9 protein-coding genes are annotated in these 13,090 nt (G+C 40.7%); all 9 read right to left on the bottom strand.

The genetic code is table 11. From position 1 onward, the window contains the following. Window positions 1-22: 22 nt before the first annotated feature. Complete coding sequence (secA, locus tag ACLKML_RS14180; RefSeq protein WP_413285851.1) at window positions 23-2,743, bottom strand: preprotein translocase subunit SecA; 2,721 nt, start codon at window positions 2,741-2,743, stop codon at window positions 23-25. 629 nt (window positions 2,744-3,372) lie between these two features. Continuing rightward, window positions 3,373-4,290 carry a UDP-3-O-acyl-N-acetylglucosamine deacetylase gene (gene lpxC / locus ACLKML_RS14175; protein WP_413285850.1) on the bottom strand — a complete coding sequence of 306 codons (918 nt, stop codon included), beginning with the start codon at window positions 4,288-4,290 and terminating at the stop codon, window positions 3,373-3,375. 100 nt (window positions 4,291-4,390) lie between these two features. Further along, window positions 4,391-5,662, bottom strand: coding sequence for a cell division protein FtsZ (gene ftsZ, locus ACLKML_RS14170; RefSeq protein WP_413285849.1), 1,272 nt, complete (start codon window positions 5,660-5,662; stop codon window positions 4,391-4,393). 29 nt (window positions 5,663-5,691) lie between these two features. Further along, window positions 5,692-6,957: a cell division protein FtsA gene (gene ftsA / locus ACLKML_RS14165; protein ID WP_413285848.1), complete on the bottom strand. Its 1,266-nt coding sequence runs from the start codon at window positions 6,955-6,957 to the stop codon at window positions 5,692-5,694. Next, on the bottom strand, window positions 6,950-7,723 hold the full coding sequence (locus ACLKML_RS14160) for a cell division protein FtsQ/DivIB (protein WP_413285891.1): 774 nt from the start codon (window positions 7,721-7,723) through the stop codon (window positions 6,950-6,952). Before ACLKML_RS14160 ends, ftsA begins: the two co-directional genes overlap by 8 nt. A 193-nt stretch (window positions 7,724-7,916) precedes the next feature. Further along, window positions 7,917-9,380 carry a UDP-N-acetylmuramate--L-alanine ligase gene (gene murC, locus ACLKML_RS14155; RefSeq protein ID WP_413285847.1) on the bottom strand — a complete coding sequence of 488 codons (1,464 nt, stop codon included), beginning with the start codon at window positions 9,378-9,380 and terminating at the stop codon, window positions 7,917-7,919. Window positions 9,381-9,390: 10 nt separating this feature from the next. After that, a complete protein-coding gene (gene murG, locus ACLKML_RS14150) occupies window positions 9,391-10,455 on the bottom strand; it encodes an undecaprenyldiphospho-muramoylpentapeptide beta-N-acetylglucosaminyltransferase (protein ID WP_413285846.1) in 1,065 nt (354 codons plus the stop codon). Between the two features lie 66 nt (window positions 10,456-10,521). Then, entirely contained in the window at window positions 10,522-11,745 is a 1,224-nt protein-coding gene (gene ftsW, locus ACLKML_RS14145; protein ID WP_413285845.1) for a cell division protein FtsW, read from the bottom strand. Window positions 11,746-11,766: 21 nt separating this feature from the next. Further along, complete coding sequence (murD, locus tag ACLKML_RS14140) at window positions 11,767-13,089, bottom strand: UDP-N-acetylmuramoyl-L-alanine--D-glutamate ligase (RefSeq protein ID WP_413285844.1); 1,323 nt, start codon at window positions 13,087-13,089, stop codon at window positions 11,767-11,769. Between the last annotated feature and the right edge of the window lies 1 nt (window position 13,090).

The following is a 13,090-nucleotide window of genomic DNA, read 5'->3' as shown; positions in this document are numbered from 1 at the left end:
ATCAGCTACTCAACTCACTGCCCTAGCCTATTTTACCATGGCACTGTTTGTATTTTTTACCAGAACCACATGGACAAGGTTCATTTCGACCAACTTTACGTTCGTCACGAACCATAGGTTTTGAACCGTCACTTGATTGTTCTTCTTCTAACTGATTTTCAGTCGTGCTGTGTTGGAATTGTTGGCGACGAGCAGCCTCTTCAGCCTGTACTTGACGCTCTGCCTCCATTTTATCCACTTCTTCTGGCTGCTGAACTCTTACTTTACTCAAAATCATAATCACATCGGTTTTAAGCATCTCAAGTAAGTTTTCAAATAACTCAAAAGATTCGCGCTTGTATTCTTGTTTAGGGTTTTTCTGAGCATAACCACGTAAATGGATACCTTGACGTAAATGGTCCATCGCAGCAAGGTGCTCTTTCCACAGGTTATCAAGCGTTTGTAGCATTACCGATTTTTCGAAATTACGTAAAACTTGAGCCCCAACGGTCTCTTCTTTTGCCTTATAAACTTCAACAGCAGTAGCTAAAATACGTTCACGTAACGCTTCTTCATACAGTTTATCGTCTTCATCTAACCAAGTTTGAATCGGCAGTTCAAGATCGAAATCGTTTTTCAAACGTGCTTGTAACCCTTCAATATCCCACATGTCTTCAAGTGATTGAGGTGGAATATATTCATTCATTACCGCATCGAATACATCTTCTCTGTTGTGATCAACCATTTCGCTGATATCATCAACTTCCATTAATTCATCACGGAGTTCATATACAACTTTACGTTGATCATTCGCTACATCATCATAATCAAGAAGCTGTTTACGAATATCAAAGTTTCTTCCTTCAACTTTACGTTGGGCTTTTTCGATAGAACGTGAAAGCATGCGACTTTCAATCGCTTCCCCTTCATCCATACCACTTTGAATTAGACCTGCCATGCGGTCTGAAGTGAAGATACGTAATAATGAGTCTTCCATCGATAAATAGAATCTTGATGAACCAGCATCACCTTGACGGCCTGAACGACCACGTAACTGGTTATCTATACGTCGTGAATCATGGCGCTCGGTACCAATAATATGTAGGCCACCTGATGCAAGCACTTTATCGTGTTCCACTTGCCATTTTGCTTTAATTTCTTCAATTTGAGCTTCACTAGGCGACTCTATTTTGCTGACTTGAGCTTGCCAACTGCCACCAAGTACAATATCGGTACCACGACCTGCCATGTTGGTGGCAATGGTTACCGCACCCGGAGCACCTGCAAAAGCAACAATGTCTGCTTCTTGTTCGTGAAATTTAGCATTCAGTACATTGTGCTTAATTTTAGCTTTCTTTAAAGCGTTCGAAAGTAATTCTGATTTTTCAATTGAAACTGTACCGACCAGAATAGGCTGCCCTTTAGCAACACGTTCTTTTATATCTTCAATAATTGCCGCAAATTTCTCCGATTCTGTACGATAAACCACATCGGGCATGTCGTCTCGAACCATAGGTTTGTTGGTTGGGATAACTACGGTATCTAAGTAATAAATCGACTGAAATTCAAACGCTTCAGTATCTGCTGTGCCCGTCATGCCAGAAAGTTTTTCGTATAGTCGGAAATAATTCTGGAAGGTAATAGATGCTAACGTCTGGTTTTCATTCTGAATTTTCACGCCTTCTTTAGCTTCTACTGCTTGGTGTAGTCCTTCAGACCAACGACGCCCTGGCATAGTTCGCCCAGTATGTTCATCAACAATGATTACTTCATCATCTTTAACGATATAATCAACGTCTCTTTCAAACAATACATGAGCTCTAAGTGCCGCATTCACATGATGAAGTAAACTAATATTAGTTGGAGAATAAAGAGTATCTCCCTCTTCCATCATGCCATTAGTAATAAGCAGCTGTTCAACAAACTCTTGACCAGTTTCAGTCAGATGAACTTGTTTAGATTTTTCATCTAACGTGTAGTGCCCATCTCCTCGATATTCCTCAGTATCTTCTTCTTCTTGCAATTGAAGTGAAGGAATAAGCGTATTAATTTTGGTATAAAGTTCTGAACTGTCTTCAGCAGGGCCGGATATAATTAATGGTGTTCTTGCTTCGTCAATAAGAATGGAGTCAACTTCATCGACAACAGCAAAATAACGATCTCTCTGCACACGATCTTCTTTACGGAATGCCATGTTATCTCGAAGATAATCAAAACCAAATTCATTGTTGGTACCGTAAAGAATGTCACATTGGTAGGCTTGCTGTTTTTCCGGTGGAGACATGTTAGGTACGTTAATACCTACGGTCATACCTAAGAATTCGAATAGAGCTCGGTTAGTTTCTGCATCACGAGTAGCTAGGTAATCATTTACAGTAACAATATGTACACCCTTACCTGGCAAGGCATTTAGGTAAGCCGCCAATGTCGCGGTTAACGTTTTACCTTCACCAGTACGCATTTCTGCGATTTCGCCTGAGTTCAGTACCATACCGCCTATAAGCTGAACATCGAAATGACGCATACCATAGATACGTTTAGAAGCTTCTCGTACGGTTGCAAATGCTTCCGGTAAAATTTTATCGAGTTCCTCACCTTTTTCTATGCGTTGGCGGAATTCAACCGTTTTGGCTTGCAGTTCCTCATCTGAATAAGCGGTAAATTCAGGTTCAAAATTATTAATTTGTTTTACAATCTTTCGTAATCGACGCAGTGTTCGATCATTACGACTGCCAACAACTTTCGTCAGTAGCTTACTTATCATTTTGTGCCTATCTCATGTTGTTTGGCTTTAAGCCTTCTCAATGCTTTCTCGTTTAGACCGATTAGTCTCATTTAAAACAAGAACTCTGAAAAATATTCTATTGGTCAGATACTTTTTCTATTGATCAAATATTATTCTGTGGACCAGATACTATTCTATGAACCAGATATTGTGGCTAGCCTGATGAAATTCAAGTTATGTTTAAAAAGATCTCATCATATTAAGGGATAAATTGATTTATTCCATCAGCATTTAGATTATTTTGACTCAGATAGAGTTTTTTTGTTCACAATGCTCAGTAAACAAACAAGTTTACTCAATATTTATAGCTAATGATAATGTGGTAGATCATCAAATATGGCAATTAAGTGTCATTATAATCAATAAGCGACAATAGTTGCCGCTTGCCTAATTTTGGTTGGCTTCCTTCTACTTATAATAGACCAGACTGCCTATGTATAAGAGTACCAGGTGACTTGAAGCATTCAACCAGGCGTCATTTATTCTGACCTTATCACTGATATAGCGAATATCAATTCATGGCTAGAAAGGTAATTGATAAGATTTAGATGAAAAAAAACCAGACTAAAAGCCTGGTTTTTAATAAATCATTTATTAACGCTGTCTATTTATGCTAACACCAGGTTAGGTTCTGCAAAAGCAACAGGAGAGCCTGCTTCTTCTTCAAAGGTTGCCCATTCCCATGCTTCTTGATCGGCAAGAACCGCTCGTAATAGTTGGTTATTTAATGCATGGCCTGATTTATAGGCACGAAGCTCACCAACAATACTATGACCACACATGTATAAGTCACCAATGGCATCCAATACTTTATGTGTCACAAATTCATTATCGAAACGAAGGCCTTCTTCATTAAGGATACGATATTCATCAAGAACGATTGCACAATCGAAGCTACCACCTAAACACAGATTTTGAGATTGCAGGTACTCAATATCATGCATAAAACCGAATGTACGTGCACGCGATATATCTTTAATAAAAGCGTTAGTCGAAAAGTCGAATAGAAGATGCTGTTCGTCTGCATCGATAGCTGGGTGCTCAAACTCTATTTCGAAATCCATACGGAATCCGTTATAAGGCACAAGTTCAGCCCATTTATCACCATCAGTAAAGCGCACTGGTTTCTTTATTCGAATGAACCTTTTTGGTGCATTCAATGTTTCTATACCAGCAGATTGCAATAAATACACAAATGGGCTTGCACTGCCATCCATAATAGGAATTTCAGGTGCATTCACTTCAACGATAACGTTGTCGATACCCATACCCGCCAGTGCAGCATTTAAATGTTCAACTGTCGAAATTCGTACGCCTTCGTCATTAACAAGAGCGGTACACAGCATGGTATCACGCACAGACGAAGGGTCTGCAGGAAAATCAACCGCTGGGTTAAGGTCGGTACGGCGATAAATAACACCAGTATTGGCTGCTGCTGGACGCAAGGTAAGCGTAACTTTACGTCCGGAGTGTAAACCCACCCCAGTTGTTTTTACGATTTCTTTCAGAGTACGTTGTCTGATCATCTACCTTGCCTCTAGTTAGTGTTATTTATCACTGCCAGCGATAAAACTGACCGCGGATACTACCACAAACTAGACCTATGTCAAATTTATAGTCTATTTCTTAGTCAGCTTGGCGACGAAGAAATGCAGGAATATCCAAGTAACCACTTTCTTTATCCGTCTTAGGAGCTGCGCTTTGACTTGCATTACCGCTTGCTGGTGATGCGCTATTTGTCTCTGAGTGACTGCTAGCTTGTGCATGCGACTGACTACTATTTGACGTTGTTGAATGTTGTGGCTTTATCTCTTCTTTTCGATGCAAAACCTGTGCCGCTTTATCTTCAGTTTTAGCGGCAATAGGTTGAGCATTTGATGGTGACATTGCAGGCTTAGGTTTTGCTGCCGAGCCAGCAACTAATGTCATCTCAGGTTTTCTTTCTGCGCCGATACCAGTTGCAACAACAGTCACACGGAATTCTTCACTCATATCAGGGTCAAGAGAAGTACCGATTACTACAGTTGCGTTATCCGATGCAAAGGCTTTTACTGTATTACCAACGGTTTCAAACTCATCTAAACGCATATCTAGCCCAGCAGTAATATTGACTAATACGCCACGAGCACCTGATAAGTCTATATCTTCTAATAAAGGCGAAGATATTGCCGCTTCAGCAGCAAGTTCTGCACGCTCTTCACCGCTACCAACTCCGCTACCCATCATTGCATGACCCATTTCAGACATCACTGTTCTAACATCTGCAAAGTCGACGTTAATCATACCTGGTCGAGTGATGAGTTCCGCAATACCTTGAACTGCATTTTTTAGCACATCGTTCGCGTAACCAAACGCTTCGAGCAATGTTACGCTTCTACCATATACTTTAAGTAATTTTTCGTTAGGAATTGTTATCAAAGAGTCAACATGTTTAGAAAGCTCTTCAATTCCTTGTTCTGCAAAAGCAAGACGCTTTTTACCTTCAAAACCAAATGGCTTTGTTACTACGGCAACAGTTAGGATATTTAGTTCCTTCGCTACCTCAGCAATAACTGGAGCAGCACCTGTACCAGTACCACCACCCATACCAGCGGCGATGAATACCATATCGGCACCATTAAGTACTTCTTTAAGTTTTTCTTTATCTTCCAGAGCGGAATCACGACCAACTTGAGGATTAGCACCAGCACCCAACCCTTTGGTAATATCACCACCGATTTGGATAACACTACTAACACTGGCTTTACGCAATGCTTGAGCATCAGTGTTGACACTAATAAACTCAACGCCCTCAATAGATTCACGAACCATATGCTCTAACGCGTTACCGCCACCACCACCAACACCAACGACCTTAATTACTGCATCGTCAGACATTTCCATCATCGGCTCAAACATGTGTTATCTCCGCTTTTCCTGCTCTCAGGTTAAAACTCATTTTGTATCCAATTACGCATTCTACTAAAAACTGAGGTAAATGAGGACCGTTTTGGTTCACTATATTCACCATCATCATTAATTTGACTATCCTTTGCGTAATGAAGTAATCCAACTGCCGTAGAATTATACGGCTCTTTAACGTAATCAGTAAGCCCACTGACTTCTAAAGGCTTACCTACTCGAACCCGGTTAGCACCAAAAACACGTTCGGCACATTCAACCATTCCTTCCATTTGTGAAGCACCACCGGTTAAGACCACACCAGCAGCGAGGTGATGTTTAATACCATCATCTCTTAATTTCGCTTGCACGGTATTCATTGACTGATTAATAAAGCCCATTAATTCAGCGTATCGTGCTTCAATAACGCCAGACAACTCTTGACGCTTTAGAATTCTAGAAGGTCGACCACCAACGCTTGGTACGTTTACTGTATCATCTTTGCTGACTAATTCACCAAGAGCACACCCATACCTAACTTTTATTTCTTCTGCATCACCAACCGGTGTACCAAAGGCGAAAGCAATATCACTAGTAACGGAGTTTCCTGCATAGGAAAAAACTTCTGTATGTCGTAGTGCGCCACCTGTCCAGATTGAAACGTCCATAGTGCCTGCTCCGATATCAACTACGCAAACACCGAGCTCTCTTTCATCTTCGGTTATAACTGCATTGCTTGATGCCAAACCAGAAAAAACCAGTTGTTCTACTTTTAAGTTGCATCGTTCAACCGCTTTTATAATATTTCTCGCCATATCGTTGTGGCAAGAAATAAGATGAACGCTGACTTCCATCCGAACACCCGATAAACCTAATGGGTTTTTTATGCCTTCTTGATAATCAATCGTAAACTCTTGTGGGATAACATGCAAAATTCGCTGTTCTTCACCAATTTTTATCGATTTAGCAGTATGAATCGCTCTGTCCATATCATCTTGAGAGACTTCTTCATCGGCGATAGTACCCATGCCTTTTTCTATACGGCTAGCAATATGTTTACCTGATATCGATAAAAACACACTACTGATATTACACTCAGCCATCAATTCAGCTTGGTCGATTGCTCTTTGCACCGACTTAACTACTGACTCAAGATCGTTAACGCCACCTTTGTCCATACCTCTGGAAGGGCTACTTCCTGCGCCGATTATGTTAACTTGACCATCGGGAAGCACTTCCCCAACCAATGCAGATACACTTGCAGTGCCAATATCTAGGCCAACGATAATATTGTCGTCTGCATTTCTAGTCATTTATTCTCTCTTGCTCTAAATCATCTTCAGGAAACCAACCCACTGCAGCTCCTGTATCATACCTAAGATCGATATAACTCACTCGTTGAGTATCATTGCCTAAACGGTGGTACAACGACAAAAATCGCTCAAGCCTTTCATCAAGTGAATCTTTACCTAATTCTAGTCGAATACCATTATCTAGTATAATTTGCCAAGCATGGCGATCATTAAGTACTAGCGATGATATATGTAACCCTAGTGGCCCAAATAATGGACTAATCTTACTCCATGTAGCAAGTACTTCTCTATTACTGCCTGAAGGTCCATAAAGTTTAACTTTATCTTCTTTCAACTCTGCCACGTCGGCTTTAAACACATCACCAGATAGGTTCAATAATGCATTTCCATTCCAAATAGCAGATGCTTTATGTTCCACTAAATAAACCTTAATTAAATCAGGCCACTGTTTACGAATAGAAACCTGTGCTACCCAAGGTAACTCAGTAATAGTTTGTTGTAACTCATCCACATTTTGTGACATGAATGTACCAATACTATCCATATTACTCAGTGCAAGTTGTATATCTTTGCCTGAAATATATTCGAGCTCACCCTGCAATATCAATTTTGAAAGGGGAAGACGTTGTTCATCTAGCATCCAACTAAAAGTGAGATGTAATAAAAAGCCGATGGAGAATAATACTAGCAGTAAGAACATGCTTCCAATAGCATGCTTTTTAATTTTTGTTACATGCTTCTGATCGTCTATATATTCAGAAGTCATTTCGCTTACTGCTCTATTCATAGTATATAACGTTATTCACACTAATAAGTTAACCTCTTTTTATAAAGAGTCAGCTTATTAATGCATCCATTCTAGCCATTAAATTATACTTAGCCTCAGCAAAGTATCTACCCCTGCCGAATAATATTCGACTAAAAAACCATAAATCATACCATTTTAATCAGAAATAAGATTACTTAATATTTCGCATGGCATTTATATCGAGTTTCAAACTAGCAAGCTGCTTAGCGACTTTTCCAACGTCACCAGCACCTTGAGTTAACACGAGATCCCCATCCTTTATCAAATTCGCCAGTACCGACGGTAAAGCTGCTTGATTGGCAACAAACACAGGGTCAATTTGACCTCGAGTGCGTATCGTCCGACATAGTGATCGACTGTCTGCTCCCTGTATTGGTTTTTCTCCAGCAGAATAAACATCCAACATGATTAGCAGGTCAACATTTTCTAAAACGTTGGCAAAATCATCATATAAATCTCGAGTACGGCTGTATCGATGAGGCTGAAAAATCATCACAAGCCTCTTGTCTCCCCACCCTGCTCTTGCGGCTTGAATCGTTACATCAACTTCACTAGGGTGGTGTCCATAATCATCCACCAGCATAACGTTACCATTGCCTGTTTCAAATTCACCTAAATGATCAAAACGACGACCTGTCCCTTCGGTACCTGCCATTGCTTCCATGATTGCTGAATCAGAAATGTCATCTTCGGTGGCGACAGCTATTGCCGCTGTGGCATTTAGAGCATTATGACGTCCTGGAATATTCAAGGTAATATTTAGCGGTTCTTTACCCGCTCGAATAACAGTAAATGTGCCTTGCTGACCTTGCTGTGAATAATTTTCTAAACGAACATCGGCATCTTTAGAGAATCCATAAGTAATGACTTGACGGCTAATTTGTGGGATCAGTTCTCGCACAACAGGATCATCAATACAGACAATCGCTTGACCGTAAAAAGGCAAATTATGCAGAAAATCGATAAAAGTCTGTTTAAGAACAGCAAAGTCACCACCATAAGTATCCATATGATCAGCTTCAATATTAGTTACTATGCTGACCATAGGTTGAAGATGCAGAAAGGAAGCATCACTTTCATCTGCTTCTGCGATCAAAATGCGGCTAGATCCTAAACGAGCATTCGTGCCTGCGCTTTTAACCAAGCCACCATTAACAAATGTGGGGTCCATTCCGGCTTCAAAATATATTTGGGTCACTAATGCGGTTGTAGTGGTTTTACCATGAGTCCCTGCGACAGCGATACCATGACGAAAACGCATCAGCTCAGCCAACATTTCCGCTCGTTGCACAACCGGTATTCGCTTATTTTTCGCTGCGACAAGTTCTGGGTTATCAGCTTTGATTGCGGTTGATACGACAACAACACTAGCCTTTTCAATATTTTTCTCTGAATGACCAAAGTAAATATCTGCCCCTTTGCTACTTAGATTATCGGTAACCGCATTAGAAGCCAGATCAGAACCTGAAATTTGATAACCTTCATTAAGCAATACTTCTGCAATGCCGCTCATACCTGCACCGCCAATACCCACAAAGTGGATACATTTTACGCGCCGCATTTCAGGGACAACTGCGCGAATTTTTAGTAAATCTTGAGTAGGGTCTAAGGTCATTACGTTGTTCTCATTTTTCTGTTAAGGCGACAATTGCCTTAGCAACAATTTTATCCGCGTCTAGTTGTGCGGCTGTTCTTGCACTCTTTGCCATCGCTAACAATTGAGCCCGGTCTAAAGATGACAGCATATTAGTCAACTTTTCTACACTTAAATCGGGTTGCTCTATCATTTTTGCAGCACCGCATTCAACCAAATGATCGGCATTAAGTGCTTGTTGTCGATCTTTATGCATAAAGGGGATAAAAATCGCCCCGACTCCAGCTGCAGACACTTCCGATACCGTAAGCGCACCGGAACGACAAACTAAAATATCGGCCCATTGATAAGCCGCCGCCACATCACTGATAAATTCTGTTACTTCAGCATGGCTAACTTCTGCTTGATCGTACGCAGCTTGTACTGTTTGCTGATTATTACTTCCGACTTGGTGGCAAACGATATAATCATTGCCCAAATTTTTCATTACTTCCGGCATTGTTGTATTGAGGATCCTTGCTCCTTGACTGCCACCCATGACCAAAATTCGTATTGGTCCTGTTCTTTGTGACCACCTTAGTTGTGGAGATTCAAGTTGTACCACATCTTGCCTAACTGGATTGCCCACCACTTGCGCATCTTTAAAGGCACCGGGAAATGCTTGGAATACTTTTTTAGCTATTTTTGATAACCATTGATTAGTTAAACCTGCCACTGCATTTTGTTCATGCAGTACAACCGGAATACCACTTAACCAAGCAGCAATGCCTCCTGGGCCACTAACATAGCCTCCCATTCCTAACACCACATCCGGCTGCCAATGATTAATATGTCGTTTTGCCTGTATAATGGCATTAATAATCTGAAAGGGCGCCATAATAAGTTTTATTATTCCCTGGCCTCGCAAGCCTTTAACTTTAATAAAGTCTATTTCAATACCATGCTTAGGAACTAAGTCCGCTTCCATTCTATCTGCGGTACCTAACCAGCGAATATCCCAACCTTCAAGCTGCAGTTGTTTCGCAACGGCTAAGCCTGGAAAGACATGACCACCTGTACCACCAGCCATAACCAATAATTTTTTTCTATTTTTCATTATATTATTCTTGGTCCTTAATCGATTATTGTCGGCTTTATTTCGCGGTATTCTTGCCTGTCAGCTTTACCCGTGCTGTGCAGTAACTTGCTCGTGATCTTCACTATTTTTCTGTTCAATGTCTTGCTGGTTATTATTGAGTAAACCGAGCCGACGCTCATGATCAATACGCAATAAAATAGAAACCGCAATAGACATTGTAATTAAACTCGAGCCACCATAACTAATTAAAGGAAGGGTTAACCCTTTTGTTGGTACAATTCCAGCCGCTGCGCCTACATTAACCATTGACTGGAAAGCAAACCAGACGCCAATACCAAACGCTAAATAGCCACCGAACTGCTCTCTTGATTCTAACGCTTTTTTACCAATTAAAATCGCTTTTACAACGAGCGAAAAGATAAGTATCAGAACTAATGTAACACCGACAAACCCCAACTCTTCAGCAATCACAGCAAAAACAAAATCTGTATGTGCTTCTGGTAAATATTCCAGTTTTTGAATTGAATTACCTAACCCTTGTCCAAACCAATTGCCACGACCAAATGCCATTAAAGACTGAGTAAGTTGATAGCCGCTGCCAAATGGATCATCCCAAGGGTCCAAAAACGACGTTATACGTCTCATTCGATAAGGTTCAATGACTATGAGTAGTGCAACCCCTGCGATCCCCACCATCATTAATGCAATAAATTGCCATAATTTAGCGCCTGCAATAAACAGCATCGCGAATAGAGTTACTAGCATAACAACGACGGTGCCTAAATCGGGTTGCTTTAACAACAACACGGCTAAAATAGCAAAAATAATTAACGGCTTAGTGAAGCCATTAAAAAAAGTTTCTCTAACGGCTTCGCCTTTTCGTACGAAATAGCCAGCCATAAATATAAATAACGATAGTTTTGCTAACTCTGCGGGCTGAAAGTTGAATAATCCCAGTGGGATCCAACGAGATGCTCCATTAACTGACTTACCAAAAATCAAAACGACGATCAATAAAACGATAGAGAATGCGAGTAAGTGATAACTGTATTTGAGCCATTTTTCTATCGGAATATACAAGACAACCGCAGACGCACAAATCGCGAGAAAAACAAAAAAACCATGCCGAAACATGAAATGAAAAGGCTGGTCAGTTAAACGAGAGCTAATTGGAAATGATGCAGATGTCACCATGACTAGCCCTGTCAGCATAAGACACAGGGATATCCAGACTAACTGACGATCAAACAATGCATCAGGAGCATTGGAGCGACTGAGTTGTCTAATACTTTCCTTAATCCTGGCCAATTTTGACACTAATCACTCATCCTAAGCATTCTGTTTAGCTAACTGGGTAAACGCATCCCCTCTAGCCATAAAATTTTTGTATTGATCAAAACTAGCGCAAGCAGGTGAAAGCATAACCATATCACCAGATTTTAGAACAGGCGCAATAGCCTGAACGATATCATCAATACCATCCCAACGACTAGCAGAAGGATGCAACGACGTAAACTGGTCGCCGTCTCTACCAAAACAGTATAACTTCACATTCAATTTCGCTAATGCAGGAGCTAACTCTGAAAAATCAGCGCCTTTGCCAACACCGCCCACAAATAAATGCAACGTGCCTTGCAGCTCTAATCCTGAAAGTGCAGCTAATGTACTTGCAACATTGGTTGCCTTTGAATCATTGACCCACTTAATACCACGATTATCTACTACTACTTGGCATCTATGTGTCAACCCTGTGTAAGATTTGAGTGCTTCAAGAATATTCTGGTTGTTTACATCGAGACATGAGAGTAAAGCCAACACCGTCAATACATTAGCCATATTATGTTGACCAACTAATGCCAAATCATTCACGGCTAAAATGGGTTCACCAGAATTAGACAACCATTCCGATCCATCAATAGACATAATACTAAACTGGCCGGATTGTAACCCAAAACTGATTACATTTTGTTGCTGTGTAATTTCGACAGGATAGGTTTCTTTATCTTCATTATTTACGATAAGGTTTTTAGCATTATCAAAAATTCTAAGTTTAGCCTGTTGGTAAGACCGCATACTTTGGTAGCGATCCATATGATCTTCAGAAAGGTTAAGAAATGCGGCTGCAATCAAAGACAAACTAGATGTGGTTTCTAGCTGAAAACTGGAAAGCTCTAACACATAAAGATCACGAGGCTCTAAAAGTAAATCTAGAGCAGGGACACCAATATTACCACCAATAGCAACATTAATTCCGGCGGCAGCCGCTAACACTCCAGTAAGATCCGTTACGGTACTTTTACCATTCGAGCCAGTAATGGCAAGAACTGGGGCCTTTACAGCCCAAGCGAAAAGTTCAATATCGCCAACAACTGGTATATTGGCTTGCAAAACTTGTTGAATTTCAGCTGTTGCTAGTGCAATTCCAGGATTTACCACCACCAAGTCAGCAGCTAGTAACCATTCGGAGTTCCAATCACCTGTATGTAACGGAATGCTCTTATCCAGTTCTCCACGGCCTGGTGGTTCTTCTCGTGTATCAATCACCTTAATATTTAACGATTTATTTAATCTAATAAGGTAATTAACAACCGATAGACCTGTGACACCAAGCCCAACTACAACAACATTGTTAATATCGTTCCAACGATCCATT

Origin of the sequence: Vibrio sp. MA40-2 (assembly GCF_047302445.1) — a bacterium.
GTDB lineage: Bacteria > Pseudomonadota > Gammaproteobacteria > Enterobacterales > Vibrionaceae > Vibrio.
Note: the sequence above shows the minus strand (reverse complement) of the source record. Positions and strands in the feature narration are given on the sequence as shown.